Genomic DNA, 26,715 nt, shown 5'->3' on the forward strand with positions numbered 1-26,715 from the left:
ATGAGCAGGACGACAGGGACGACCCGGGTGACCATGCAGCAGGTCGCCCACGAGGCTGGGGTGTCGGTCTCGACGGTCTCCAAGGTGATCAACGGCCGCTACGGCATCTCCGACATCACCTCGGCGCACGTGAGCGACGTCATCGCCAGGCTCGGCTACGAGACGAGCCTGGTGGCCCGCAGCCTGCGCAACCAGCGGACCAACGTCATCGGCGTGCTGGTCGCCGACTTCGAGCCCTTCAGCACGGAGGTGCTCAAGGGCGCGGCCGACGCCATCCGCGACACCGACTTCGAGCTGGTCGCCTACTCCGCCGGCGGCCGCGTGGGCGAGCACGTCGGGTGGGAGCGCCGCTACCTGTCGCGACTCCTGGGCACGCTGGTCGACGGTGCGGTGCTCGTGACGCCGACCGTCACCGACGTCGAGGCCCACGGTGCCGTCGTCGCGATCGACCCGCACACCGGCAGCACGACCATGCCGACCGTCACCGCGCACAACCTCCAGGGCGCCCGGGCGGGCGTCCAGCACCTCCTCGACCTCGGGCACACCCGCATCGGCATGGTGACCGGTCGCGACGACCTGGTGTCCGCGCAGCTGCGCGAGCGCGGCTTCCGCGAGGCCCTCGACGCGGCCGGCGTGCCGGTCGACGAGTCGCTCATCGTGCCCGGCGACTTCGAGGTCGACGTCGCGCGGGCCTCGGCCCGACGCCTGCTCGACCGTCCCGACCGGCCGACGGCGGTCTTCGCCGCGAGCGACCTGATGGCCCTCGCGGTCGGCGAGGTCGCCGCCGAGCTCGGCCTCGCGGTGCCGACGGACCTCTCGCTGGTCGGCTTCGACAACATCCCCGAGTCGGCGATGGCCGAGCCGCCGCTCACCACCGTCCAGCAGCCCATCCGTGAGATGGGCCGCCACGCCGTCGCGCTCCTGATCGACCTGATCGAGGGCCGCGAGCCCGACGAGCTCCACCACACACTCGGCACCGACCTGGTGCTGCGCCGCTCCACCACGCCTCCCGGGGGTCCCACGCCATGACCGAGCAGCAGCCGTCCGTCTGGCAGGACCCGACCGCGCCGGTCGACGACCGCGTCGACGACCTGGTCGCGCGGATGACGCTCGCCGAGAAGGTCGGCCAGCTCGCCAGCATCTGGCTCGTCCCCGACGGCGCGGGCGAGATGGCTCCGATGCAGGGAGCCGCGGAGTCCGTGCCGTCCTGGGAGGACGCCATCGCGCACGGCCTAGGCCACCTGACCCGGCCGTTCGGCAGCGCCCCGGTCGACGCCGAGGCCGGGCTGCGCAACATCGTCGACCAGCAGGCACAGGTGCGGGCGGCCAACCGCTTCGGCATCCCGGCCCAGGTCCACGAGGAGTGCCTGACCGGGCTCAACGCGTGGGGCGCCACCATCTACCCCACACCCGTGAGCTGGGCGGCGACCTTCGACCCCGGGCTGGTCGAGCGGATGGGACGCCAGATCGGGGACCTGATGGCGCGGCTCGGCATCCACCAGGGGCTGGCACCGGTGCTCGACGTGACCCGCGACCTGCGGTGGGGCCGGGTCGAGGAGACCCTCGGCGAGGACCCGTACGTCGTCGGCACCATGGCCGCCGCCTACGTCCGGGGCCTCCAGGCGAGCGGCGTCGCCGCCACCCTCAAGCACTTCCTCGGCTACTCGGCCTCCCGCGCGGGCCGCAACCTGGCGCCGGTCTCGATGGGCACCCGCGAGCTCGCGGACGTGATGCTGCCGCCGTTCGAGATGGCGCTCCGAGCCGGCGCCCGCTCGGTGATGAACGCCTACACCGACATCGACGGCATCCCTTCGGCGGCCGACGAGGCCCTCCTCACCACGCTGCTGCGCGACACCCTGGGCTTCGAGGGCACCGTCGTCGCCGACTACTTCTCGGTCGCCTTCCTGCACCGGCTGCACCGGATGGCCGGTGACCTCGGCGAGGCGGCACGGCTCGCGCTGGAGGCAGGCATCGACGTCGAGCTGCCGTCGGAGGACGCGTACGGCGCCCCGCTGCTCGAGGAGGTGACCAGCGGTCGGCTGGACGAGAAGGTCGTCGACCGCGCCCTGCGCCGGGTGCTCCACCACAAGTGCGAGCTCGGTCTGCTCGACCCGGGCTGGACCCCCGTCGAGCCCGCACCGGTCGACCTCGACCCCCCGGAGGCCCGGGAGCTGGCGCGAGAGCTCGCCCGCCGCTCCGTCGTGCTCCTCGACAACGACGGCACCCTCCCCCTCGCGCCCGGGATGCGGGTCGCGCTCGTCGGCCCCAACGCCGACACCTCCGACGCGATGCTCGGCTGCTACACGTTCCCGATGCACGTGCTGGCCCACCACCCGGGGCACGACCCGGGGCTCGCGATCCCCACGCTGCGGGAGGTCCTCGCCGGCGACGTCGACCTGGTGCACGAGCCGGGGTGCGCCGTCGGCGTGCCCGGTGAGGCCGAGCCCGCCGACGCCGACGCGGTCCTCGAGGCAGCGGTCGCCGCTGCCGCCGGTGCCGACGTCTGCGTCGCGGTGCTGGGCGACCGGGCCGGGCTCTTCGGCCGGGGCACGTCCGGCGAAGGCTGCGACGTCGCCGACCTGCGCCTCCCCGGGCGCCAGGAGGAGCTGCTCGAGCGCCTCCTCGCGACCGGTACGCCGGTGGTCGTCGTGCTGCTGGTGGGTCGCCCCTACGACCTCAGCCGGCAGGCCGACCGGCTGGCGGCCGCCCTCTGCGGCTTCTTCCTCGGCGAGGAGGGCGCGGGCGCCGTCGCCGACGTGCTGCTCGGCCGGACCGAGCCGTCCGGCCGCCTGCCCGTGAGCTTCCCCGGCTCCGGTGGCGTGCAGCCCGCGACGTACCTGGGCGCGCCGCTCGCCCAGCGCTCCGAGGTGACCGGCGTGGACCCGACGCCACTCTGGCCCTTCGGCCACGGGCTCGGCTACGGGCGCGCGACGTGGGAGCGGGTCGAGGTCCGGTCCGGCGACACCTGGGCCACGGACGGCGTGGCCGAGCTCGAGGTCGCGCTCGTCAACGAGTCCGACCGGGAGGTCAGCGAGGTCGTGCAGGTCTACCTCCACGACCGGGCCGCCTCGGTGGTGCGCCCCGAGCAGCGGCTGGTGGCGGCCGTCCGCGTCGACCTGCCCGTGGGTGCGCGCCGTCTGGTGCGCGTCGGGCTGCACGCCGACCTCACCGCGTTCACCGGCCGCGACCTCGCTCGGATCGTCGAGCCCGGCGCCGTCGAGCTGCGGGTCGGCCGCTCCAGCGCGGACCACGTGGCCGTGCTCGAGCTGGACCTCACCGGCGCCGAGCGCTACGTCGGGCCCGAACGGGTGCTCGAGCCGGAGCTCAGCGTCGAGGTGGCCTGAGTCCGCGCCGGCTCCCCCAGCCAGCGCCGCGATCCCGGTCAGTTGACCGGGGCGAGGATGCCAGTGGGCCACGACCGTGGACGCCACACCGTCCACCGCACCCACCTGGAGCCAGCCATGCACGCCCACCACACCGTCCACGACCACCCGACCGGCGTCACGACCGCCCGACCATGGACACCCATGATCGTGGCCCTGGTCGCCCAGGTCCTCGTCGTCATCGACATCTCGGTCGTCAACACGGCCATGCCCACGATCGGCCACGACATCGGCCTCGCGAGCAGCGACCTGCAGTGGGTCGTCACGGCCTACCTGCTGCTCTCGGGCGGCTGCCTGCTGCTCGGCGGGCGGGTCGCCGACCTGGTCTCCCGACGCGGCGTCTTCCTCACCGGGATGGCGCTGTTCACCGCCGCGTCGCTCTACACCGGCTTCGCCGACGGCGCCGCCGAGCTGATCGGAGGCCGCGCAGCCCAGGGTGCGGCGGCCGCGCTCATGACACCCGCCGCCCTGGCCGTCATCAGCACCACCTACACCGGAGCGCAGCGTGCCCGCGGTCTTGCGCTCTGGGGTGCGATCGGCGGGCTGGGCATCGCGGCCGGCGTCGCGCTCGGTGGCGTCCTCACGACGTACGCCAGCTGGCAGTCGATCTTCTGGATCAACGTCCCCATCGGGCTCGCCGCCCTCGCGGCCGCCCTGCACGTCCTGCCGGCCGACCCCAAGGACCGCGCCGGACTCGCGCAGTTCGACGTCCCGGGCGCCGTCACGGGTGTCGGCTCGCTCGCCACGCTGATGCTCACCCTCTCGCGCGCCGAGCAGCAGGGCTGGGCCTCGACGCAGACTGCCCTCGGGCTGACCGTCGCAGCGCTCCTGATGGCAGTCTTCGTGGTGGTCGAGAAGCGTGCCGGGCAGCCGCTCGTGCACCCGCACACCTGGCGGATCCGCAGCCTGGTGTCGAGCACGACGGTGATGCTCGGCGTCACCGGCCTGCTCATGGCGGTGGTCTTCCTGACCTCGATCCTCGGCCAGACCGCGCTCGGCTACTCGCCTCTGCAGTCCGGGCTCGCCTTCCTCCCGCTGGCCGCCGCGCTCGTGGTCGGCACCTACCTCGCCGCCCACGGCAGCGCGCACCTGCCGACCCGCGCCCTCGCCGCGGTCGGTCTCGCGGTCATCGCCGGAGGAAGCCTGGTGCTGTCGCGAGTCGATGCGGCGTCGACGTACGCCGGCGGCCTGCTGCCGGGCCTGTGCCCTGTCGGCCTCGGAGCGGGCCTCGTGTTCGCCGCCGTCGCCGGCACCGCCATGACCGGCATCCCGGCCGGGCACACCGGGATGGCGTCCGGCTTCCTGATGACCGGGCACGAGGTCGGAGCCGCCCTCGGGGTCGCCGCCGTGTCCGCCGTCGCGGGGACAGCGGGCACCTTCACCTCCGCGTCCGGCGCGGTCGAGGCGTACGCCCGAGGCTCCGTCGCGATGACCGTCATCGCTCTGCTGTTCGGCGTCGCGGCCGCGGTCTGGATGCCCGCAGGCAGGGCCGATGCGGCCCAGATGCACCTGCACTGACGACCACTTGCACTGACGACCACGTGCGAGGCGCCGGGCCGACCGCCCGGCGCCTCGTTCGCGGTCAGGCGGCGCGCCGCACGAGTGCGGCACCCAGCGCAGCCGTCGAGAGCGCCACGACCGCGGCCGCGGTGAAGGCCGCGGAGAAGCCGGATGCGTCGAGGACGGTCGAAGGCCGATCGCTCGCGGCGAGCCCCACGACGACGAAGACAGCCGTGCCCAGCGCCCCACCGACCTGCATCGCGGCGCCGGAGAGGCCGGAGGCCAGGCCGGTGTGGGTCGCGGGCACCGAACCGGCCAGCACCATGGTCGTGGGCGTGAAGCTGAGCGCGACCCCGGTGGCGACCAGGAGCAGGCCCGGCAGCACCCCGACGACGTACGCCGAACCCGCCGGCGCGTGTGCCAGCCACAGGTGCCCGGCCGCCAGGACGACCAGGCCCAGCACCAGGCTCCGGGCCGGGCCGATGGCGCGCAGCAGCCGCGGCAGCAGGGTGAGCGAGACCGCGAAACCGGCCAGGGACGTCGGGACCATGGCGAGCCCGGCGCGCTGCGGCGACAGGGCGAGGACCTGCTGGAAGTAGAGGGCCACCAGGACGAAGGTCGAGGCACGTGAGGCGCCGCCGAGCAGCGCGACGATCGCGCCGACCCGCAGGGTCGGCGACCGGAACAGGTGCAGCGGGACGAGCGGGTCGGCCGCCCGCCGCTCGACGACGACGAACGCCCCCATCAGCACGAGGGAGCAGGCCAGCAGGCCGAGCACTCGCGGCGAGGACCACGCGTGGTCGACGGCGTCGACGGCCCCGTGCACCAGGGTGATCACAGCAGCGGTCGCAGTCGCGGCGCCGGCTCCGTCGAACGTGCGCCGGACGCCCTTCTCGTCCGGAGCCAGCACCCGTCGCGCCACGAGGACGGCGGCCGTCGACACCGGCACGGTGGCGAGGAAGACCGCCCGCCATCCGACGGTGCCTGCGAGGAGTCCCCCGGCCATCACGCCCGTCGCGCCGCCGAGCGTGGACGCGGCGCCCCAGGCCCCCATCGCGCGCGCCCGTCGGGCCGGCGGGAAGGCGGCGAGCAACAGCGCCATCGCAGCGGGGCTCAGCCCAGCCGCCCCGACTCCCTGCACCACCCGGCCGACGACCAGCAGCGTCCCGTCCACCGCGGCCGCGCACATCAGGGTGCCGAGCGTGAACAGCGCTGCACCTGCGACGAAGACCCGGCGCCGGCCGAAGAGGTCCGCGGCCCGGCCCGAGAGCAGCAGGAGGCCGGCGAACGCCAGTACGTAGGCGTTCACGACCCAGGTCACGCTCGCTGCGCTGAAACCGAGGTCGGACTGGATCGAGGGCAGGGCGACGTTGACGATCGAGGCGTCCAGCATGACCAGGAACTGCGCCGACACCAACAGCCCGAGCACCACCCGGTCATGCCGCCGGACATCGTGGTCGGGCCCCGTCGTGGCCCTGGTCGTCGTCTGCATCGTCCTCACCGCCTGTTCGTCTCGTCGGCCCGGGTCGGCCTCGACTCCCACGGTGGCGCCGGGCGGCGGTGGTCGGCCCGGCCGAATGACCGGGTTCCGGCCCGGTCAGTCGTCGACGGGGTCGCCGGCCCGGACGGCCTCCACGACCGAGGCGATGGACTTCACTGACGCGGCGGCACCGAGAGGGTCTTCCACGACCCCTGCGTGGCTGGCCTCCACCTCGCGGTGGTCGGAGTCGGAGGACAGGGTGGCCATCCGCACCTGCGCCTCCTCCCAGCCGTCGGTGCTCCGCGCGTTCTCCGCGCTGGTCAGCACCACGAGTGGTCGGTCCCCGAGGCTGGTGAGGGCCCGGGCCTGCCGGAGCACCTCGGGCAGCACCGACAGCTCGTCGCGACCGTTGCGCGCGGCCCGCGGTGTGGCTGCCATCGCGTCGACCGTCGCAGCGTCCTCGGCGGCGAGGTGCGACCCGGCGAGCAGCGAGCCGAGCCCGAGCCGCGCGAGCGTCGGCAGGACGCCGTACGCGCGGCGCATCACGGCGTACTGCAGGGGGTAGCCGGGGACGTCCGTGAGCTGCCGCGGGCTGGTGCCGTCCAGCAGCACCAGGCCGGCCACCTCGTCCGGGTAGCGGTGCGCGTACGCCATCGCGTAGGGCCCGCCGATGGAGTGGCCGGCGAGCACGAAGGGTCCCTGCTCCCCAGCAGCGGCGAGCAGCTCGTGCAGGTCCGCCGCGGCGGCCAGCCCGTCCTGCGGGCGGTCGACGTCGTCGCTCCACCCCTGACCCGCGCGGTCGTAGGCGCAGACGCGGGTCGCCGGGGCGACTCCGTCGACGATCCGGGCCCATGACGCCGAGAACTCACCGAGCCCGCTGAGGAGGACCACGGTCGGACTCCCCTGGCCGCGGCAGTCGAGGTGGAGGCGGTGGTCGCCGACGGACACGGTCGTCCCGGGGGCCGGGTGGGTGTCCGCGAAGGGGTCGGTCGTCGCGCGCGACAGCCAGGCGCCGGCGGACGCGACGACGAGGACGGCGAGCACCGCCGCCACGAGCCAACGGCCGGCCCCTGACAGGCTGCGTCGTGCCTGGACGGACGTCCAGCCGGCGAGGGCCAGGATCACGGGCGGCCAGGCCCACGCAAGGGCTCCGAGAGCGCGGTCCGACGGATCGAGCACGACGAGGAGGACGCCCGCCGCAGCCATCGAGGCCGCCGGGACGAGGGCCCAGCGGAGCGACCTCCCGAGCGTCGCCCAGCCCAGCGCGAACCCCAGGAGGGCGGCGCCGACCGACACGCCCTCGGTGGCGCCGGGGACGACCACCAGCACCATCAGCGAGGCGGCGAGCGCGCCGAGCGCCAAGGACCCGATCACGGCTCGGGTGCGGACGGGGACGTGGGTGCTCATGGGTTTCTCGCTCTCGACGCGGCAGTGGGCACTGCCACGAGCGTGGGCGCGGCAGCAGCCGATCACCCCGGTCAGATGACCGGGATGCCGGTCCCGACGTCAGCCGAGGTCGAGCCGCGCCAGCTCGCCGCGGGACGTCACGCCCGCCTTGGCGAAGATGTTGCGCAGGTGGAACGCGACCGTGCGCGGCGAGATCCAGCACTGGGCGGCGACGTCCTTGTTGGACATCCCGGAGCTCACCAGCCGGGCGATCGTGAGCTCGGTAGGAGTGAGCTGGAGGAGAGTGGAGGGGTCACGCTTGCGTGCCGTCTCCCCCGAGGACCGCAGCTCCTGCTCCGCACGGTCGGCCATCGCTTCGAGCCGCACCTCGCGGAAGGTGTCGAGCGCGGGGCGCAGCTGCTGACGCGCGTCGACGCGACGCTGGCTGCGCCGGAGCCACTCGCCGTACGCCAGCCGGGCGCGCGCCACGTCGAGGCGCCGGCTGCCGTCCTCCGGGGCTGCGACGGCCTCGCGGAAGAACGGTTCGGCCTCGCCGTCGGCCGCGGTCAGTGCACGCCCGAGCGCAAGCGTGGTGACCGCCCATGGACGGCCGGAACCCTCGGCGAAGGCGGCCAGGCCGTCGGTCCACGACGCTGCCGTCGCGGTGTCGCCGGCACGCGCGGCCGCCTCGACCCGCTCCGCCGTCGTCATCCGGACCACGAACGGCATCCTCAGCCGCGCGAAGTGGTGGACCGCGCCGGGCAGGTCGCCCTCGCCCACGGCGCGGGCGCCAGCAGCCCAGCACGCGAGGTCGCGGACCGGGTCGGCGGTGATCCCCAGCGGGTGGGCTCCCAGCAGCTCGTCCAGCCGGCGGGCGAGGTCGGCGTGGTCGTCGCGCCCCTGCTCGGCGGCGAGGAGGGTCAGCCAGGCGACGGGGAGCGCGGTCATGGCGGGCTGCCCGATGGTCTCCGCCAGCGCGACGGCCTCCTCGGCGCACACCCGCACCGCGACCAGGTCGCCGAGGCAGTAGTGGGCGAAGCACAGGCGCTGCAGGCAGTAAACGACGCCGGTGACCGCACCGCTCTCCCGCGCTCGGGACAGGGCGTAGGAGTAGAAGCGGTGCTGGGCCCGGTCGTCACCGAGCTGCAGCGCGGCGTTGCCGAGGTTCCACAGGACGTCACGGTCGTCGACGTGCTCACCCAGCGCCAGCGCGAGGTCGAGGGCGGCCACCGCCTCCGCCCACCTCGACTCGGCGGCGTGGGTCATCGCGACAAGCAGCTGCCGGAGGCACCTGGACCGCGCCGAGTCGTCGCCGTCGGTCGCCTCGAGCAGGTCGCCGGCGCGCAGCGGCGTGCCGCTGTCGGCGCCGAAGGTCCGCATCACGGCCGCCGCCGCACCGATCTCGAGGGCGCGCCCGGGATCGTGGGCCAGCACGTCGTGCGCGGCCTCGACGAAGATCCGGTGCGCCTCCGACGCCGAGCCGATGTTGACCTCGATGTGTCCGCGCAGCCGGGCCAGGTCGCACAGCAGGATCGGGTCCTCGGTCCCGTCCCGCGCCGAGGCCAGAAGGGTCCGCGCCCGTGCGGCCTGCCCGCAGGCCCAGGCGCTGCGGGCGCCGGCCGCGAGCAGGGCGGCGCGACGTGCCCGGTCCGCGGAGAGCTCGGCCGCGCGTTCGTACGCCGCCAGCGCGGCGACGTACCCGCCTCGCCGTTGCGATCGCGCACCGACGTCGGCCAGCGCCTCCACCAGCCGCTCGTCCTGGCCCTCAGCTGCATGAGCCCGGTGCCACACCTCGCGATCGGGCTCGCCGGCCCCGGCGAGGGCGTCCGCGATGGCGCGGTGCGCCCGGCGGCGGTCGGCGCGGGACGACGCCTGGTAGACCGCCGACCGCACCAGCGGATGGCGCAGCGCGACCGAGCCGGCAGCCTCCTGCAGCAGGCCCGAGTCGAGCGCAGCCTGCACGGCGTCCTCGTCGGCGCCGAGGAGGGCCGACGCGCGGCTCAGCACGTCGAGCCGGCCGGTGTCGTCGGCAGCCGCGAGCAGCAGCAGCCGCTGCACCGGCTCGGGGAGCCTGCGACACCGGTCGAGGAAGACCTGCTCGACGTGGTCGGTGAGGTGCAGCTGCGCGGGAAGGGCGGCGGCGCCCTCGAGCTGGGCGGCGGTGAGCTCGCCGGGGAGCTCCAGCAGGGCCAGCGGGTTGCCGCGGGTCTCGGCGACCAGGCGTTCGACGACGTCGCCCGTCGGCCGGGTGCCCCACCGCTCGGCCAGCAACTGTCGTGCCCCGGTGTCGTCCAGGCCACCGAGCACGAGCTGCTCCACCCCCGGCGCGTCGAACCCGCTGCCGGACCGCGCGCCGAACACCAGGGCCACCCGGTCGGCACCCAGCCGACGGGCGCAGAAGAGCAGGGCACCTGCCGAGGCCGGGTCGAGCCAGTGTGCGTCGTCGACGACGCACAGCACGGGCCCCTCCTCGCCAGCGGCGGTCAGCAGCGACAGGGTTGCCACGCCCACGAGGAACGGCTCGACCGCCGTGCCGTCGTCCTCGCCGAACGCCACCGCGAGTGCCCCGGCCTGCGGCCCGGGCAGCTGCTCGCGGAGCCGGGCGAGCGGCCGCAGCAGCCGGTGCAGCGCGGCGAAGGCGAGCGGTGCCTCGACCTCCAGCCCGCGGGTGCGCAGCACGGTGGTGCCGGCCGCCTCCTCCACCACGTCCTCGAGCAGCGCCGACTTGCCCACACCCGGATCGCCCCGCAGGACGAGGGAGCCGGCCGTGCCGTGCCGTGCGTGCTCGACGAGCGCTCGCAGGGCGGCCCGCTCGAGCTCCCGGCCGATCAGGTGCTGCACGCGCCGAACGTACACGCGAGCGGCGCCGCTGCGACCGGAGAAAGCCCGGCGGTTTGACCGGGGCGACGACAAGGCCGGGCGGACAGGCTTCTGGCACGGGCCCATCCGGCCCCGCCGCCACCGATCACGAGGAACCGACCATGTCCGACACCGCCACCCGCACCCAGACGATGCACGCCATCACCCAGGCGACCTACGGGACGTCCGAGGTCCTCCGGCTCGCGCGGATCCCCCGTCCGGAGGTCCGGGACCACACGGTCCTGGTCCGGGTGCACGCCGCCGGGCTCGACCGGGGCACCGAGCACCTGATGACCGGGAAGCCCTACGCCGTACGCCTCGCCACGGGCCTGCGCAGGCCGAGGAACCCGGTGCCCGGCCGTGACGTGGCCGGTGTGGTCGTCGCGACCGGACCGGGCGTCACCCGGTTCGCCCCCGGCGACGAGGTGTACGGCGTCGCGCCGGGCGCGTTCGCCGAGTACGCGCTGGCCGAGGAGGACAAGCTGGCCCGCAAGCCGGCGGGCATCACCTTCGCGCAGGCGGCGGTCGTGCCGATCTCCGCCGGCACCGCACTCCAGGCCCTCACCGGCGCCGGCCGGGTCCGCGAGGGCCAGACCGTCCTGGTCACCGGGGCCTCCGGCGGCGTCGGCAGCTACGCCGTCCAGCTCGCCGTCGGCCTCGGTGCCGAGGTCACGGCCGTGTGCAGCACCGGGAAGGTCGACCACGTCACCGCCCTCGGCGCCCACCACGTCATCGACCGCGGCCAGTCTGACTGGGGCGAGGGGTCTGACCGCTACGACCTGATCCTCGACATCGCCGGCAACCCTCCGGTGCAGCGGCTGCGGCGAGCACTCGCACCGGGTGGGACCGCCGTCTTCGTCGGCGGCGAGGGCGCCGGCGTCCTCACCGGCATGCGCCGGCAGATCGGCGGAGCGCTGCTCTCCCCCTTCGTCGACCAGCGGCTCGTCCTGCTCATGGCGCGCGAGCGCGGCACCGACTACGAGCGGCTGGCCGGCCTCATCGAGGACGGACGCCTCGTGCCTGTCCTCGACTGCGCCTACCCGCTGGAGGACGCCGTGGAGGCGGTCCGCCACCTGGAGCAGGGCATGACCCGGGGCAAGGTCGCCATCACCACCTGAGGGGATCAGCCCAGCTCGTCGCCGAACACCTCGCGCGCGACCCGGAAGGCGGTGTTCGCGTCCGGGACGCCGCAGTAGATCGCGCTCTGGAGCAGGGTCTCGCCGATCTCCTCCATCGTGACGCCGTTGCGGCGGGCCGCGCGCAGGTGCATCGCGAGCTCCTCGTGGTGGCCGCGCGCGACGAGGGCGGTGATGGTGATCAGCGAGCGGGTGCGCCGGTCGAGGCCGGGACGGGTCCAGACGGTGCCCCAGGCGTACTCCGTGATCATCGTCTGGAAGTCGCGGTCGAGGTCGGTGATCCGGTCGGTCGCGCGGTCGACGTGCTCGTCGCCGAGCACCTCGCGGCGGACCTCCATGCCGTCGTCGTACTTCGTCATCTCGTGCTCCTGGGTCGAAGGGTCAGCGGGCCGCGTCGGCGGCGGCGAGGTTGTCGGCCATCCGGTCCGGGTGGACCCGGAGGTGCGCGAGCAGGTCCGCGGTCTGGCTCGCGGCGACGGCCGTACGCCGGGCCAGCAGCCGCAGCGTGTCCCACTCGGCGTGCCACGCACCGTCGGCGCGCTCATCGACCTGGTCGGCCGCGCAGAGGTGCAGCGTGGCGAGCAGCTGGGGCGTGGTCAGCGCGGCCCGCCGGACGAGCACGGACAGCACCGGGTTGGCCTTGTGCGGCATCGACGACGAGCCGCCGCCGACGCCCTCGGAGACCTCGGCGACCTCGGGCCGCGACAGCGAGAGGACGTCCCGCGCGATCCGCCCGCACGCGTCGGTGGCGGCGGTCAGCGCGTCGGCGATCCGGGTGATCGGCCGGCGGTCGGTGTGCCAGGCGGGTACGTCGTCCAGGCCGAGACCCGACGCGATCCGTCCGTCGCGCAGCGTGCCGACCGGCCCGCCGCACTGCGCGGGGAAGGTCAGCCCCGCGAGGTCGTCCGCGGCACCCGACACGCCCGAGCGCCAGGTGGCGACCTTGTGGCCGAAGGTGATCGGCACCGCCCACTGGGTCAGCGTCCGGCCGACCATCGCGGTGTCGCCGTGCTCCGAGGCGAGCCGGTCGAGCGCCGCGACCGAGTCGTCGAGGTGCGAGCGGACCACGCCGACCGCGCCGCGCAGCATCAGCACCAGCGCGGTGTCGAGCACGTCCTGCGAGGTCAGCCCGGTGTGGACGTCCACCCCCGGGTTGGCGTCGCGCAGGGCCGCGACGAGCGGGATGACCGCGTTGCCGCCCGGTTCGGCGTCGAGCGGCCCGGTCGGCGCGGACAGCGCGGTGCCGGCCCACGCCGACTCGACGGCGACCATCGCCGCCACGAACGCCTCGTCGGTGAAGAGGTCACCGGCCCGGCGGTCGCCCGGCCAGAGGAGGTCACTCATCGCCGAAGTGTATGAAGACCGTCTCCGCCTCGCCCTGCAACCGGATGTCGAACACGAAGCCGGTGTCGTCGGCGGTCGTCACGAGGGTCGACCGCCGGTCGGGCGCCAGCCCGTCGAGGAGGGCGTCGGAGGTGCCCGGCAGGTAGGCCCGTGTGAACAGCCGGTGCATCAGCCCTCGCGCGAAGACGGTGATCGCGAAGAACGGCGCCGACTCCCCCGGCACGAGCGTCGTGAAGGAGTAGCGCCCGGTGCGGTCGGTGGCCGAGCGCCCGAAGCCGGTGAACGTCCAGCCGTCGCGGTGCAGCGAACCCTCCTGCTGCACGACCCGGCCGGACTCGTCGGCCTGCCAGAGCTCGATGAGTGCGTCCGGCACGGGTGCGCCAGCGCCGTCGTACACGGTCCCGTGCAGGCGTACGGCGCCGGGCGTGCCCCGCGGCACCAGCTGGTCGTCGCCGTCGTAGGGCAGCGCGTAGTGGAAGAACGGCCCCACCGTCTGGCCGGGGGTCGGGGCGAGCGGCATCAGTGGTCCTCCTCGTCCAGGGGCGTGCGGCGCGATCCCGTCAGCACGATGTCCCACCGGTAGCCGGTGGCCCACTCGTGCTGGGTCAGGTCGTGGTCGTAGGTGGCCACCAGCCGCTCGCGGGCGCGCGGGTCGACGACGGACTGGTGGATCGGGTCCTTGTCGAAGAGCGGGTCGCCCGGGAAGTACATCTGGGTCACCAGCCGCTGGGTGAAGTCGGTGCCGAAGAGCGAGAAGTGGATGTGCGCCGGCCGCCAGGCGTTGTGGTGGTTGCGCCACGGGTAGGGGCCGGGCTTGATCGTGGTGAACCGGTAGGTGCCGTCGGCGTCGGTGAGGCAGCGGCCCATCCCGGTGAAGTGCGGGTCGAGCGCGGCCGGGTGCTGGTCGCGCTGGTGGATGTAGCGCCCGCCGGCGTTGGCCTGCCAGATCTCCACGAGCTGGTGGCGCACCGGGCGTCCCTCGCCGTCGAGCACCCGGCCGGTCACCACCATCCGCTCGCCCACCGGCTCGCCGCCGTGCTGGATGGTCAGGTCGGACTCGAGCTCGCCGACGTCGCGCGCGCCGAAGACGGGCGCCCACAGCTCGATGCCCTCCGGGTCGACCTGCTGGAGGTCCTTGGTGGGGTGGCGCAGCTGGGACGAGCGGTAGGGCGCGTAGTCGCGGCGCGGCTGCGTCTCCTCGACGCCTGCCTCGTCGTACGACGCGGAGATGTCGGCCATCTCCTTGTCGACGACCTCCTGCGGCTCGAGGGCGCTCATGCGGTCGGCCATCCGGTGTATCCCTCCGCGAGGTAGGTGGCGCCGGCCTCGGACGAGACCAGGCTGGTGAGCTCGCCGAGCTGGCGGAGCTCGTCGAAGTCGCGGTGCTCCTGCTGGCCCGGCACCTGGTGGAGCATCGTGGTCATCCAGTAGGAGAAGTGCTGCGCCTTCCACACCCGCGCGAGCGCGCGGTCGGTGTAGTCGTCGAGGACGTCGAGGTCGCCCTTGCCCAGCGCCCGCTCGACGACCTCGGCCAGCACCCGGGTGTCGGCGAGCGCGAGGTTCAGGCCCTTGGCGCCGGTCGGCGGGACGGTGTGCGCGGCGTCGCCGGCGAGCAGCAGCCGGCCGCTGCGCATCGGGGTCTGCACGAAGGACCGGAACGGCAGCACGGTCCGCTCGATGACCGGCCCCTCGTTGAGCTGGAAGCCGTCGGGACCGGCGAGGCGGGCCTGCAGCTCGCTCCAGATCCGGTCGTCGGACCAGGCGCCGGCGTCCTCGGCCGGGTCGCACTGGAAGTACATCCGCTGCACGCTGTCGGTGCGCTGGCTGATCAGCGCGAAGCCTCGCTCGGACCGTGCGTAGATGAGCTCGTCGCTCGACCGGGGCGCCTCGCAGAGGATGCCGAACCAGGCGAAGGGGTACGTCCGGGAGTAGCGCTGGCGCCCCTCCACCAGGTCGCGGCAGGTCGAGCGGGAGCCGTCGGCGCCGACCACGAGGTCGGCGGTCACCTCCTGCGCCTGCCCGTCCTCGTCGGCGTACGTCACCCGGGGCAGGTCGGTGTCGAGGTCGTGCACCGCGACGCCGCTGATCCCGTAGCGCACGTCACCGCCGTCGCGGGTCCGCGCGGCGTGGAGGTCGACGAAGACGTCGGTCTGCGGGTAGAGCCACACCGAGGCGCCGACGAGGTGCTCGAAGTCGACGTGGTGGCTCTCCCCGCCGAAACGGAGGTAGATGCCGCCGTGCCGGTCCCCGTCGGTGATCACCCGCTCGTGGCCACTCTCGTAGACGCCGGTCTCCGCGAGCAGCCGCACGCTGTCGCGCTCGAGGATGCCGGCGCGGTGCGTCGTGCGGATCTCCTCGACGGTGCGGTGGTCCACCACGACGCTGTCGATGCCCGCCCGGTGGAGCAGGTGGGACAGCATCAGACCGGCCGGGCCGCCGCCCACGATGGCGACCTGGGTCCGGGTGCTCGTCACGGCAGGCATGGCAGCGACCGTAGGGGCGCGACCCTCACCCTCGCCCGAGACGGTTCCACTGGGCGGAATCCGCGCAGGTCAGTGGCTCAGCCGACCGGCACCACCATCACCGGCGACCTGGCTTCGCGCAGCACCGTGCGGGCGATCGACCCGAGGTGGTGCGGCTCCCACGGTCGTGACCCGTGCCGGCCCACGACCACGAGCGCGGCCGCCTGCGAGTCGTCGACCAGCACGTCGCTCGGCCACTGGTGGCGGACCTCCAGCTCGACGCGGACGTCGGGGTGGCGCTCGGCCGGGCCCGCGACGGCGTCGGCGAGCAGCCGCTTCTCCTCGTCGCGCCACTGGGCGGTGACGCGCCGGGTGATGATGTCGTCGTAGACGGCGTCGAGGCGCCAGGCGTGGACGACCCGCAGCGTGGCACCGGTGTCGGCAGCCCAGGCGAACGCGGTCTCGAGGACCTCGCGCGGACCGCCCTCCTCGTGCACGCCGACGACGACCTCGCGAGGGGCCGAGCCGGGCTCCCAGTCCGCGGGCACGGACACCACGGGGCACGCCGCGTGGCTGGCGAGGCCGTTCGCCGTCGACCCGGTGAAGAGCCTGCCGAGCCCGCGGTGCCGGTGCTGGACCACGACGAGACGCGCGTCGTGGCTCAGCTCGGCGAGCACGCGTGCGGGCGGTCCTTCGCGCCAGGTGGTGCGGTACGCCACCGCGCCCGCGGTGAGCTCCTTGAACTCGCGGCCGACCTCCTGGGTCACCCAGGGGCCGACGTCGGCGGCGGCGTCGAGGGTCAGCAGCACGCTCGGCGGCGGTGCCGGGTAGGGCGGGTGGACGGCGTGCACGAGCACGACCTCCGCGTCGTCGCGTCGCGCGCACTCGGCCGCGTAGCGCAGCGCGGCCTGCTCGCGTCCGGGTCCGGTGACACCGACGACGATGCGCGGGGTGGTGGTCTCCGGCTGGGTGTTCATGGTCTCCTCCTTCGCACGGGTGACGATCACGAGCTCGCCCTCTCGAGCGGGGCTCCGGCGGCCTCGAGGTCGAGGTCGAGCACCATCGGCACGTGGACCGCGGGCACCACGCGGACCGGGCAGTGGGCGTAGAGCAGGACGGCGCGGGCGGTCGAGCCGAGGTGGGCGGCCGCCGGCACGCCGTGGCTCCGGCGAACGACGACGAGCTCGTCCGCGTCCTCCGACGCGACGACGAGGGCGTGCGCGGCCTGGTCGTGCACGCAGCGCACGTCGACCTCCACGTCGGGGTGGCTAGCCCGCCACGGGGCGATGACCTCCTCGAGCTCGCGCTCGGCGCGGACGGCCCAGTCCTTCAGCGTGCCGGGGTCGCCGGCGAGCAGGTCGTCGTAGGCGATGGGGAGGCGCCACGCGTGCAGCACCGCGAGCCGGCTGCCGCGCTCGCGGGCGACCTCGAACGCCTCGGCCAGCAGCGCCTCGGCGTGGTCGGGGTGCTTGACCCCCACCAGCACGACCCCGGTGGCGCGGTCGGCCGACCAGGTGTCCGGGACCGAGACGACCGGGACCGCCGCCCTGGCCGACAGGCCGGTGGAGACGTTGCCGGTGAGCAGGCGCATCGAGACGGGGCGGCGGTCGCTGCCGACCACGATCACGCGCGCCCGGCGCCCGAGCTCGGTGAGGGTCCCGACGACGTGCCCGCGACGCACGTGCGCGCGGACCGGCACGTCGTCGTCCCGATCGACCTGCTCGAGCGAGGCGTCGAGCGCCGCCGCCCCGGCCTCCATCAGCTCGTCGGGCGGCACCGGGTAGAAGCCGTTCATCGGCGCCACGTCGGGGACGACGTGGACCACGTCGACGGCTCCGCCGCTGCGGGCCGCCTCGGCCCTCGCGTAGCGGATGGCGTTGGCGCTGGCGGGCGAGCCGTCGACGCCCACGAGGACGTCCTGGGTCCGGCGGGCGGGTCGTGCGTTGCTGGACATCTCCTGACCTCCTGCTGGTCCTCTCCCCACCTCCAGCCTCTTCCGGCGCCGCGCGGCAGGGCAGGGCCGGAGGGACCCGGCGTCCGGGACCAAGTGCCCTCACCCGCGCCGCCGGGGCGGCGTCAGTCGAGCAGCACCCGCTCGCCGTACGACGGCACCACTGCCGTCCAGCCCAGCTCGGCCGCGATCCGGGCGGCCAGCGCCTCGGCCGACCGGGGCTCCCCGTGCACCACGTAGACGGTCCTCGGCGCCCGGGGCGCCCGGCTCAGCCACTGCAGCGTCTCGTCGGCGTCGGAGTGGACGGAGAAGTCCGGCACGTCGACGACCTCGGCCCGCACCGGGACGTAGCGGCCGTGGATCTTCACCTGGCGCGCCCCGTCGGCGAGCAGGCGGCCGCGGGTGCCCTCGGCCTGGTAGCCGGTGAGGACCACGCAGTTGCGGCGGTCGGGCAGCTGATGTGCCAGGTGGTGCACGACGCGCCCGCCGCTGGCCATGCCGGAGGCCGAGATGACGATGCAGGGGTGGTCGGGGTTGTTGAGCCGCTCGGACCCGGCCACGTCGTGCACCGCGTGGACGTTGCGGACGTCGAGGTCGGCCATCAGGCGGCGCGCGCCGTCGCGGAACTGGGCGCCTCCGCGGGCGGCCGCGCTGCGGTAGACGTCCAGGCTCGCCAGCGCCATCGGGCTGTCGACGTGCACCGGGACGTCCGGGACCAGGCCGTGCTCCACGAGCCGCCGGATCTCCAGCAGCACCAGCTCCGTCCGGTCGACCGCGAAGGCGGGGACGAGCACGGTGCCGCCGCGCTCCACGGTGCGGGTGATCGCGTCGGCGAGCACCTGCGGGTCGGGTGCCGGGTGGGTGCGGTCGCCGTACGTCGACTCGACCACGAGGGTGTCGGCGCCGGGCGGGTCGGCCGGGGGCCGCAGCAGCGGATGGTGCCCACGCCCGAGGTCGCCGCTGAAGGCCACGTGGTGGCTGCCCATCGCCACCTCGACGGTCGCCGACCCCAGGATGTGGCCGGCGGACCGGAGGGTGACGACCGCGCCGCCGGCCGTCCGCACCGGGACGCCGTAGTCCACCGGCTCGAGGAGCCGGAGGGCGCGCTCGACGTCGCGGCTGTCGTACAGCGGGAGCGCCGGGTCGTGCTTGGAGAAGCCCTCGGCGTTGGCGTAGCGCGCGTCCTCCTCCTGCAGGTGCGCGCTGTCGCGCAGCACGATCGCGGCCAGCTCCGCCGTCTCGCGGGTGCAGGTCACCGGCCCGCGGTAGCCGTCCTTCACCAGCCGCGGCAGGTAGCCGACGTGGTCGAGGTGGGCGTGCGTGAGGACCACGTGGTCGAGGCCGGCCGGGTCACCCGGGAACGGGTCCCAGTTGCGCCGCCGGTGGACGGCGAGGCCCTGGTAGAGCCCGGCGTCGACCAGGACGCGGCTCTCCGGTCCTTCCAGCAGGAAGCGGCTGCCGGTCACCGTGCCGACCGCCCCCAGGAACGTCATCGCCGGTTGCGGGGCGTGCCGCCTGCGTCCTGATGCACCACCGGGGATCATGCCGGCACCTCCCGCTCGACTGCCTCCAGCGTGGCGCGGGCCGGCACCCGGGCGGCAGGGCCGACGTGCTGCCCCCGGGCGGGCCCTAGGTCCCGGTCTCCCAGACCCGGATCCAGTCGACGTACATGTGCTGGGGCAGCTGCCGCTCCCGGATCTTCGGGATCTCGTAGTCGGACGCGATCAGGCTCAGGATCGGGAACTGGCGCTCGGCCGAGACGCCGCGCGTCATCCGGGCGGTCTCCCTGCCGTCGATGCGGTAGACGAGCCGCCGCGGGGTCCACTCCACCGAGAACACGTGGTAGTTCCTCGACCAGCCGTCGCGTCGGCTCCGGAGGTACGACGCGGAGTTGCTGATCCAGCCGCCGGTGGAGACCCGGCGCCGGCCGTCGTAGCGGTGCATGAAGGTGGCCAGCCCGCCCTGCGGGTGGTGGTCGCCGAAGTACTCCACGACGTCAATCTCGCTGCCGAGGGCGCCGGGGTACATCCCACCGGTCGGCTGCAGCCAGAAGGCGCCGTGCTGGCCGCGGAGGCGATGGAACTTCACCCGCGCAGCCGCGACGCCGTAGCGGAACGAGAACTCGCCCTGGGTCCCGACGTGCCCGTTGAGCCGGTAGGCGAACCGGCCCGGGACGGCGTCGCGCCCCCGGATCCGGCACCGGGTCGTGGCGTCCGGGTCCACCAGCACGCTGAGCCGCACCGCACCCCCGCCGACGCTGACGGCCCGCCGGTCGCCCCGCGAGCACGAGCGCCGGTTGGACTGCCCGTGCTCGGGGCTGCGGCTGCTCCACTGCCGGGCCAGCTCGGTGCCGGAGAACTCGTCGGTCCAGGTGGCCTCCAACCAGCGTGCGGTGCTGACCGGGGCGCTGGTCCGCGACCGCAGGCCGCGGAACGCCATCGCCTTCACCCGGTACGCCAGCGCCTCGCCGTCGACCGCGGCGGTCGCGGCGAACTCGGCGCGACCCCGCGCGTCCTGCCGGCGCGTGCCCACCTGCCGCCACACGTCGCCCTCGCGCACCTGCAGCTGCACCCGGCGTCCGACCCGCACCGGGCGGATCGTGGCGGTGATCGCGGCGGACGCGTGGTCGGGGTCGGCGACCTGCCCGCCGAACTGCACCACCTGCGGCAGCGCCTCCAGCCGGATCCGCTGGCCGCCGACGACGCGGACCGAGACGTGCGGTGCGACGACCTCCCCGTCGTCGGCGGTCGCGACGGGTGCCGACCACGTGAGCAGCGTGGTGGGGACGAGCAGGGCGAGGGTGCTCACGAGGAGGCGTCGGGCGGGCATGTGCGGACCTTCGGTTCGGCGGGTCGTGCTGACGCCGGTGGGACGCAGCCGGGACCGTTCTGGTTGTCGGGAGGTCCGGGCGGCGCCCGTCAGGAGCCGGCGATCTCCGCCAGCCGGGCGAGCGCCCGCGCGAGCACCGGGTTGGCGTCGCCCTCACGCGTGGCCACGACGAGGTCCACCCCTGGCGTGCCGACGAGCGGGACGTAGACGACGCCGGGCACGTTGAGGGCCGAGGTCGGCTCAGGGACCACCGCGATGCCGAGCCCGGCCGCGACGAACGTGACGAGGGTGGAGGTCTCCGCGACCTGGTGCACGACCTGGAGCTCGAGGTCCGCCTCGGCGAAGAGGTCGTGGACCAGCGTGTGCATCACCGACCGGCCGTTGCCGGCGTGGATGATCAGCCCCTCGCCGGCGAGGTCCGCGACCCGCAGCCGCTTGCGGTCGGCGTATCGGTGCTCCTGCGGGAGCGCGACGATCAGCCGCTCGTGGCGTACGTCGGTGAGGGTGAGGCCCGACGTGTCGGGCAGCCGGCGCAGCAGGGCGAGGTCGAGCGAACCGTCGTGCAGGGCGGCCGCCTGGTCGGGCGAGAGCATCTCCCCGCGGAAGCCGAAGTCGACGTCCGGCAGCTCGCTGCGCATCCGCTTCGCCAGGGCCGGCAGGAGCGAGTACGTCGCCGACCCGACGCAGCCCACCGTCAGTCGCCCGGTCCGCCCAGCCGCGATCCGGGTCGCGACGGCGCCGGCCTCGTCGACGGCGGCGAGGATCTCGCGGGCGTGCTCGAGGTACGCAGCACCCGCGGGCGTCAGGTCGACCCGCCGGGTGGTGCGGGTGAGCAGGGTGACGCCGAGCTCGGCCTCGAGCTGGCGGATCTGCTGGGAGAGCGGCGGCTGCGCCATGTGGAGGCGCTCCGCGGCCCGGCCGAAGTGCCGCTGCTCGGCGACGGCGACGAAGTAGCGGAGGTGGCGCAGTTCCATCCACTCATACTTGCAGGGTTCCAGTCGGGTGCGTGCGGACGTCGCTGCGTATCGCCGACGGTGCTGCCCGGCTCCAGTGATCCCTGCGCTCGTGCCTCAGCCGCCAAGGACCCACGGACCGAAGGTGCGACGCTCCGGCGCCCAGTCGGTCGACCCCGTGGTCTCGTCCGTGAACTTCACCGCGACCCGGACCCGCTTGGGGTTCCCCAGGCACGCCCTCGGGATCCGGACCGACACCGGCTCGTCGTCGAACATGTCGGCGTGGGCCCGCATGCCCGGGCACTTCACGAAGCGCGACGGCCGCTGGCCGAAGGACTCGACGACCGCGAGCTGGCCGCCGAAGTCCGAGTTCGCCCGGAACTTCACGGCATAGGTCGGTCGCGGCCCGCGGCCGGTGTCGACCCAGAACGTGTAGACCTGTCCCGCCGCCAGCGGGACGACCGACCGGACGCTGACCTTCACCGCGTTGGCGTGGACGACCCGCACGCGCGAGATGTCCACCCCGGTCGAGTCTCCGACCGGGTCGTCGAACACCCCCGTGCCCGCGTGGGCCGTCCCCGGCACCACCAGCACCGCGCCGACCGCGCAGGCGACCACCGCGCGCGCAGCCCCTCTGAGCATGTCCATGCGGGCTCCCTCCCCCGGGCCTCCATGGTCGCGCCGCGTCCCACCCGCCGCAAGGGTCGGCGGTACGTTCGCTGGCACCGAGATGGCACGAGCCCACCGGGCGAGAGGACGTGGCATGGACGAGGAGACCGACGGCACCCGGGTGTACGTCGACATGGTGGGCGACCTGTTCCACGCCGGCCATGTCGCCCTGCTGCGGGAAGCGCGGCGCCACGGCGACCGGTTGGTCGTCGGCGTGCTCTCCGACGAGACGGCAGCGGCGTACAAGCGGCGCCCGATCATGACCCTCGCCGAGCGGGTCGCGGTGATCGAGGCGTGCCGCTGGGTCGACGAGGTGGTGCCTGACGCACCCTTCGAGGTGACCCGGGAGTTCCTCGACGTGCACGCGATCACCACGGTCGCGCACGGGGACGACCTGTCGCCGGAGGGAGCCGCCTCGATCTACGGACCCGCCGTGGCCGACGGGCGCTACGTCGCCGTGCCCCGCGCCAGCGGGCTGTCGACCACCGAGGTCATCCGCCGGGTGCGCGCGGCGGCGGACGACTGATCGGCGACGGTCGTCGCCTGTCCGTGCCACGATCGGTCCGTGACGTCGCAGCCGGTGCTCCACCTGACGGTCGGCCTGCCGGGTGCGGGCAAGACGACGCTGGCGCCGCACCACTGGGCGAGCGAGCGCTGGCCGACCCTGCCGCGCCTCGACCTCGCGGAGGACGCCGGGCTCACGCCTCCGGGGCAAGCAGGGTGAGGTCGGACCACCCGTAGACGGTCTCCGGCAGCGCCACGCCCTCCTCGTCGAAGGTCCGCTGGGCGACCTCGTGGCCACCCATCGCCTCGTAGAACCCGCGTGCCGGCAGGTTGGCGGTGAGCACCCCGACGTGGAGGCGGGAGAAGCCCCGTCGTCGGAGCTCCGCCGCCGCGGTACGCAGGAGCAGGCGTCCGGTGCCGCGCCCCTGGTCGGTCGGGAGGACGTAGAGCGCGTTCACCTGCGCGGTGGCTCCGGAGACGTCGCCCTCGTCCTCCGTGGCCAGGACGAGCCCCACGGGATCACTGGGCTCCTCCTCGGCGACGAGCAGGACCGTCCGCAGCTGGTCACCTGCCGCCATCGAGGACAGCATTCGCGCCCATCCCTGGGCCGACACCTCGGGCGTCCACTCCTCGACCCGCTTCTGCCACGCCGCCTCGGGCATCTGCCCGTGGTGGGCCGACAGCCAGGCCCCGACCATCACCCGGCCCAGCGCCGGGGCGTCCTCCGGCCGTGCGGCGCGGACCTCCATCGTCGCCACCCTTCCGCCACCTTTAGGACGCTCCACGTCTCAGTCGCAGCCAAACGGATACTTCACTGTATCGAACGTCACGATTAGGTTCGATCCATGCCCGACATCGTCATCTGTGAGCCCGTGCGCACCCCGGTGGGACGCTACGGCGGCGCCTTCGCCTCGCTGTCCGCCGTCGACCTCGCGTCGACCACCCTCGCCGAGCTGGTCCGCCGGACCGGCCTGCAGGAGGGCGACGTCGACGACGTGATCCTCGGCAACTGCTACCCCAGCGGCGAGAACCCGGCCATCGGCCGCATCGCCGCGCTCGACGCCGGCCTGGGCACCGGCGTCCCCGGCCTCCAGCTCGACCGACGCTGCGGCTCGGGCCTGCAGGCGGTGCTCTACGCCGCCTCGCAGATCGCCAGCGGCGGCGGCACCCTCATCGTCGCCGGCGGCGCCGAGTCGATGTCCAACGTCGAGCACTACGCGCTCGGCCTGCGCACCGGCGTCAAGGGCGGCTCCGTGGAGCTGATGGACCGCCTGGTCCGCGCCCGCGAGACCGCCGGTGGGAAGGACCACCCGGTCCCCGGCGGCATGCTCGAGACCGCCGAGAACCTCCGCAGGGAGTACGACATCTCGCGCGAGGAGCAGGACGAGCTCTCCGTCCGCTCCCAGCAGCGGGCCGGCGCCGCGCACGCGGCCGGTCGCTTCGCCGACGAGCTCGTGCCGGTCACCGTCCCGGGCCGCCGCGGCAAGCCCGACGTCGTGGTGGACCGCGACGAGCACCCCCGCCCCGAGACCACCCTCGAGCAGCTCGCCGGCCTCCGGCCCGTGCGCGAGAAGATCGACGCCGCGTCCACCGTCACCGCCGGCAACGCCAGCGGCCAGAACGACGGCGCCGCGATGTGCGTGGTCACCACCCGCGAGGAGGCCGAGCGCCGCGGGCTCCGTCCGCTGCTCGCGCTGAGGTCGTGGGCCGTCGCCGGCGTCGGCCCCGAGGTGATGGGCATCGGCCCGGTCCCCGCGACCGCCGCCGCGCTCGACCGCGCCGGGCTCACGCTCGACGAGATCGACCTGATCGAGCTCAACGAGGCCTTCGCCGCCCAGGTGCTGGCGTGCCTGCGCGAGTGGAAGGTCGACCCGACCGACGAGCGGCTCAACCCCAACGGCTCCGGCATCTCGCTCGGCCACCCGGTCGGCGCCACCGGCGCCCGCATCCTCGCCACCATGGCCCACGAGCTGCACCGTCGCGAGTCGCGCTACGCGCTCGAGACGATGTGCATCGGCGGTGGCCAGGGCCTCGCCGCGATCTTCGAGCGGGTTTCCTGATGGGCGCCGTCGAGGTCCACCACGTCGTCACCGGCCGCGAGGACGCGCCCGTCGTCGTGCTCTCCAACTCGCTCGGCTCCACGACGTCCATGTGGGACGCCCAGGTCGACGAGCTGGCCGAGCACTTCCGCGTCGTGCGCTACGACACCCGCGGCCACGGCGGCTCGCCCGTGCCGCCGGGCCCCTACGACATCGACGACCTCGCCGACGACGTCGTCGCACTGCTCGACCGCCTCGGCGTGGAGAAGGCGCACTTCGTCGGCCTCTCGCTCGGCGGCATGACCGGCATGCGGCTGGCTGCCCGCGACCCCGAGCGCGTCGACCGCCTCGTCGTGCTGTGCACCGGCGCCAGGCTCGACCCGTCGAGCGCCTGGCACGACCGTGCCGCGACGGTGCGCGAGGGCGGCAGCCGGGCGGTGGCCGAGGCCGTCGTCGCGCGCTGGTACACCCCGGACTACCTGGAGAAGAACCCCGACGTGAAGGCCGCGTGCGAGGGCATCGTCGCCGCCACCCCCGCCGAGGGCTACGCGTCGTGCTGCGAGGTCATCGCCGAGATGGACCTGCGCGACGACCTCCCCACCATCACCGCCCCGACCCTGGCGATCGCCGGCGCCGACGACCCGGCCACCCCTCCCCCGCACCTCGAGGCGATCGCCGACAGCGTGCAGGACGGACGCCTGCTCGTCGTGCCCGATTCGGCCCACCTCGCCAACGCGGAGCAGCCGCAGACCATCACCCCCGCGATCATCGCGCACCTGAAGGGAGCCACGGCATGAGCATCGACAAGGTCGTCCCCGGCGCCGAGCACGCCGTCGCCGACATCGCGGCCGGCTCCAGCCTCGCCGTCGGCGGCTTCGGCCTGGTCGGCATCCCGTGGACCCTGATCAGCGCCCTGCTCGACCAGGGCGCCGACGACCTCACCGTCGTCTCCAACAACTGCGGCGTCGACGGCGCGGGCCTCGGCCTGCTGCTCGAGGCCCGCCGCATCACCCGCGTGATCGCGTCGTACGTCGGTGAGAACAAGGAGTTCGGCCGGCAGTACCTCGCCGGCGAGCTGACCGTCGAGCTCACGCCGCAGGGCACCCTCGCCGAGCGGTTGCGCGCCGGCGGTGCCGGCATCGGGGCGTTCTTCACGCCGACCGGCGTCGGCACGATGGTCTCCGAGGGCGGCCTGCCCTGGCGCTACCACCCCGACGGCACCGTGGCGCTCGCCTCGGAGCCCAAGGAGGTGCGGACCTTCCACGGCGTCGACATGGTGCTCGAGGAGTCGATCGTCACCGACGTCGCCCTGGTCCGCGCCGCCAAGGTCGACCGGGCCGGCAACTGCGTCTTCCACGCCTCGGCCCGCAACTTCAACATCCCGGCCGCGATGGCCGGCCGCCTCACCATCGTCGAGGCCGAGGAGGTCGTCGAGATCGGCGAGATCGCCCCCGACGACGTCCACCTCCCCGGTGTCTTCGTGCAGCGCGTCGTCGAGCTGACGCCCGCGCAGGCGCACGAGAAGGACATCGAGAAGCTCACCACCCGCCCCCGACCCGTGACCGAGGAGGTCCCGGCATGAGCTGGACCCGCGACGAGATGGCCGCGCGTGCCGCACAGGAGCTGCACGACGGCGAGTACGTCAACCTCGGCATCGGCCTGCCGACCATGATCCCCGCCCACCTGGAGGCGGACTCCACGGTCACGCTGCACGCCGAGAACGGCATCCTCGGCGTCGGCCCCTACCCCTACGAGGACGAGGTCGACCCCGACCTGATCAACGCCGGCAAGCAGACCGTCACCGTGCTGCCCGGGGCGTCCTTCTTCGACTCCTCGCTGAGCTTCGCGATGATCCGCGGCAGCCACATCGACACCGCCGTGCTGGGCGGGATGCAGGTCTCCATGGCCGGCGACCTGGCCAACTGGATGGTGCCGGGCTCCATGGTCAAGGGCATGGGCGGCGCGATGGACCTCGTCAGCGGCGCCCGCCGGGTGATCGTGCTGATGGAGCACGTCTCGCGCAGCGGCAGCCACAAGCTCGTCGCCGAGTGCGACCTCCCCCTCACCGGCCGCCGCGTGGTCGACCGGGTGATCACCGACCTGGGCGTCCTCGACGTCGCGGGCGACGGCTTCGAGCTCGTCGAGCTCGCGCCGGGCGTCACCGTCGAGGAGATCACCGAGCGGACCGGCGCACCGGTCCGGGTCCCGGTCGGGGTCTGA

General features: G+C 74.3%; 25 protein-coding genes. 10 read left to right on the top strand and 15 right to left on the bottom strand.

Annotated elements, in window-relative coordinates; translation table 11 throughout:
* From ACE3QY_RS07625 to ACE3QY_RS07635, 3 genes are all read left to right on the top strand, one after another.
* Positions 1-1,029, top strand: a complete 1,029-nt coding sequence (locus tag ACE3QY_RS07625) for a LacI family DNA-binding transcriptional regulator (protein ID WP_374455408.1) — start codon at positions 1-3, stop codon at positions 1,027-1,029.
* Positions 1,026-3,344: a beta-glucosidase gene (locus tag ACE3QY_RS07630; protein WP_374455409.1), complete on the top strand. Its 2,319-nt coding sequence runs from the start codon at positions 1,026-1,028 to the stop codon at positions 3,342-3,344. The genes ACE3QY_RS07625 and ACE3QY_RS07630 overlap by 4 nt, the downstream gene beginning before the upstream one ends.
* A gap of 183 nt (positions 3,345-3,527) precedes the next feature.
* Positions 3,528-4,901 carry an MFS transporter gene (locus ACE3QY_RS07635; RefSeq protein ID WP_374455410.1) on the top strand — a complete coding sequence of 458 codons (1,374 nt, stop codon included), beginning with the start codon at positions 3,528-3,530 and terminating at the stop codon, positions 4,899-4,901.
* A gap of 64 nt (positions 4,902-4,965) precedes the next feature.
* Here ACE3QY_RS07635 and ACE3QY_RS07640 read toward each other — a convergent pair whose 3' ends face one another.
* The 3 genes from ACE3QY_RS07640 to ACE3QY_RS07650 form a co-directional block, all read right to left on the bottom strand.
* Positions 4,966-6,375 (bottom strand): MFS transporter, encoded by a 1,410-nt coding sequence (locus ACE3QY_RS07640; RefSeq protein WP_374455554.1) that lies wholly within the window; start codon positions 6,373-6,375, stop codon positions 4,966-4,968.
* 105 nt (positions 6,376-6,480) lie between these two features.
* Positions 6,481-7,770 (bottom strand): alpha/beta hydrolase, encoded by a 1,290-nt coding sequence (locus ACE3QY_RS07645; RefSeq protein ID WP_374455411.1) that lies wholly within the window; start codon positions 7,768-7,770, stop codon positions 6,481-6,483.
* A gap of 99 nt (positions 7,771-7,869) precedes the next feature.
* Positions 7,870-10,590, bottom strand: a complete 2,721-nt coding sequence (locus ACE3QY_RS07650) for an AAA family ATPase (RefSeq protein ID WP_374455412.1) — start codon at positions 10,588-10,590, stop codon at positions 7,870-7,872.
* A gap of 140 nt (positions 10,591-10,730) precedes the next feature.
* Here ACE3QY_RS07650 and ACE3QY_RS07655 point away from each other — a divergent pair, with 140 nt between their 5' ends.
* Positions 10,731-11,726 carry an NAD(P)-dependent alcohol dehydrogenase gene (locus tag ACE3QY_RS07655; protein WP_374455413.1) on the top strand — a complete coding sequence of 332 codons (996 nt, stop codon included), beginning with the start codon at positions 10,731-10,733 and terminating at the stop codon, positions 11,724-11,726.
* A 5-nt stretch (positions 11,727-11,731) separates the two neighbouring features.
* Here ACE3QY_RS07655 and pcaC read toward each other — a convergent pair whose 3' ends face one another.
* The 11 genes from pcaC to ACE3QY_RS07710 all read right to left on the bottom strand — a co-directional run bounded on the left by pcaC (position 11,732) and on the right by ACE3QY_RS07710 (position 21,931).
* Entirely contained in the window at positions 11,732-12,103 is a 372-nt protein-coding gene (gene pcaC, locus ACE3QY_RS07660; protein ID WP_374455414.1) for a 4-carboxymuconolactone decarboxylase, read from the bottom strand.
* A gap of 22 nt (positions 12,104-12,125) precedes the next feature.
* The gene (locus tag ACE3QY_RS07665) at positions 12,126-13,088 is read right to left on the bottom strand and encodes a lyase family protein (protein ID WP_374455415.1); all 963 of its coding nucleotides are present in this window, start codon (positions 13,086-13,088) and stop codon (positions 12,126-12,128) included.
* Positions 13,081-13,608, bottom strand: coding sequence for a protocatechuate 3,4-dioxygenase subunit alpha (pcaG, locus tag ACE3QY_RS07670; protein WP_374455416.1), 528 nt, complete (start codon positions 13,606-13,608; stop codon positions 13,081-13,083). Before pcaG ends, ACE3QY_RS07665 begins: the two co-directional genes overlap by 8 nt.
* Positions 13,608-14,378 (bottom strand): protocatechuate 3,4-dioxygenase subunit beta, encoded by a 771-nt coding sequence (gene pcaH / locus ACE3QY_RS07675; RefSeq protein ID WP_374455417.1) that lies wholly within the window; start codon positions 14,376-14,378, stop codon positions 13,608-13,610. The genes pcaG and pcaH overlap by 1 nt, the downstream gene beginning before the upstream one ends.
* On the bottom strand, positions 14,363-15,571 hold the full coding sequence (locus ACE3QY_RS07680; protein WP_374455418.1) for a 4-hydroxybenzoate 3-monooxygenase: 1,209 nt from the start codon (positions 15,569-15,571) through the stop codon (positions 14,363-14,365). The genes pcaH and ACE3QY_RS07680 overlap by 16 nt, the downstream gene beginning before the upstream one ends.
* Positions 15,572-15,648: 77 nt before the next feature.
* A complete protein-coding gene (locus ACE3QY_RS07685) occupies positions 15,649-16,527 on the bottom strand; it encodes a universal stress protein (RefSeq protein WP_374455419.1) in 879 nt (292 codons plus the stop codon).
* Positions 16,528-16,553: 26 nt separating this feature from the next.
* Positions 16,554-17,504: a universal stress protein gene (locus ACE3QY_RS07690; RefSeq protein WP_374455420.1), complete on the bottom strand. Its 951-nt coding sequence runs from the start codon at positions 17,502-17,504 to the stop codon at positions 16,554-16,556.
* A gap of 122 nt (positions 17,505-17,626) precedes the next feature.
* Complete coding sequence (locus ACE3QY_RS07695) at positions 17,627-18,994, bottom strand: MBL fold metallo-hydrolase RNA specificity domain-containing protein (RefSeq protein ID WP_374455421.1); 1,368 nt, start codon at positions 18,992-18,994, stop codon at positions 17,627-17,629.
* Positions 18,995-19,130: 136 nt separating this feature from the next.
* Positions 19,131-20,330, bottom strand: coding sequence for a glycoside hydrolase family 16 protein (locus ACE3QY_RS07700; protein ID WP_374455422.1), 1,200 nt, complete (start codon positions 20,328-20,330; stop codon positions 19,131-19,133).
* Between the two features lie 89 nt (positions 20,331-20,419).
* Positions 20,420-21,304, bottom strand: coding sequence for a LysR substrate-binding domain-containing protein (locus tag ACE3QY_RS07705; RefSeq protein ID WP_374455423.1), 885 nt, complete (start codon positions 21,302-21,304; stop codon positions 20,420-20,422).
* Between the two features lie 96 nt (positions 21,305-21,400).
* Positions 21,401-21,931: a hypothetical protein gene (locus ACE3QY_RS07710; protein ID WP_374455424.1), complete on the bottom strand. Its 531-nt coding sequence runs from the start codon at positions 21,929-21,931 to the stop codon at positions 21,401-21,403.
* A gap of 115 nt (positions 21,932-22,046) precedes the next feature.
* Between ACE3QY_RS07710 and ACE3QY_RS07715 the strand changes: the two genes are divergently transcribed.
* Together ACE3QY_RS07715 and ACE3QY_RS07720 are read left to right on the top strand one after the other, a co-directional pair.
* Entirely contained in the window at positions 22,047-22,478 is a 432-nt protein-coding gene (locus ACE3QY_RS07715; protein ID WP_374455425.1) for an adenylyltransferase/cytidyltransferase family protein, read from the top strand.
* A 39-nt stretch (positions 22,479-22,517) separates the two neighbouring features.
* Positions 22,518-22,676 carry a hypothetical protein gene (locus ACE3QY_RS07720; RefSeq protein ID WP_374455426.1) on the top strand — a complete coding sequence of 53 codons (159 nt, stop codon included), beginning with the start codon at positions 22,518-22,520 and terminating at the stop codon, positions 22,674-22,676.
* On the opposite strand, the gene ACE3QY_RS07725 is transcribed toward ACE3QY_RS07720, so the two are convergent.
* Entirely contained in the window at positions 22,651-23,205 is a 555-nt protein-coding gene (locus tag ACE3QY_RS07725) for an N-acetyltransferase family protein (protein ID WP_374455427.1), read from the bottom strand. The genes ACE3QY_RS07720 and ACE3QY_RS07725 overlap by 26 nt on opposite strands.
* A gap of 96 nt (positions 23,206-23,301) precedes the next feature.
* Between ACE3QY_RS07725 and ACE3QY_RS07730 the strand changes: the two genes are divergently transcribed.
* Genes ACE3QY_RS07730 through ACE3QY_RS07745 form a run of 4 tightly spaced genes read left to right on the top strand, consistent with a single transcriptional unit; the run spans position 23,302 to position 26,715 of the window.
* Entirely contained in the window at positions 23,302-24,516 is a 1,215-nt protein-coding gene (locus ACE3QY_RS07730; protein WP_374455428.1) for an acetyl-CoA C-acetyltransferase, read from the top strand.
* Positions 24,516-25,292: a 3-oxoadipate enol-lactonase gene (pcaD, locus tag ACE3QY_RS07735; RefSeq protein ID WP_374455429.1), complete on the top strand. Its 777-nt coding sequence runs from the start codon at positions 24,516-24,518 to the stop codon at positions 25,290-25,292. Before ACE3QY_RS07730 ends, pcaD begins: the two co-directional genes overlap by 1 nt.
* Positions 25,289-26,077 (top strand): CoA transferase subunit A, encoded by a 789-nt coding sequence (locus ACE3QY_RS07740; RefSeq protein WP_374455430.1) that lies wholly within the window; start codon positions 25,289-25,291, stop codon positions 26,075-26,077. Before pcaD ends, ACE3QY_RS07740 begins: the two co-directional genes overlap by 4 nt.
* The gene (locus ACE3QY_RS07745; protein WP_374455431.1) at positions 26,074-26,715 is read left to right on the top strand and encodes a CoA transferase subunit B; all 642 of its coding nucleotides are present in this window, start codon (positions 26,074-26,076) and stop codon (positions 26,713-26,715) included. Before ACE3QY_RS07740 ends, ACE3QY_RS07745 begins: the two co-directional genes overlap by 4 nt.

It is taken from the genome of Nocardioides sp. (genome assembly GCF_041913365.1).
Lineage (GTDB): Bacteria > Actinomycetota > Actinomycetes > Propionibacteriales > Nocardioidaceae > Nocardioides.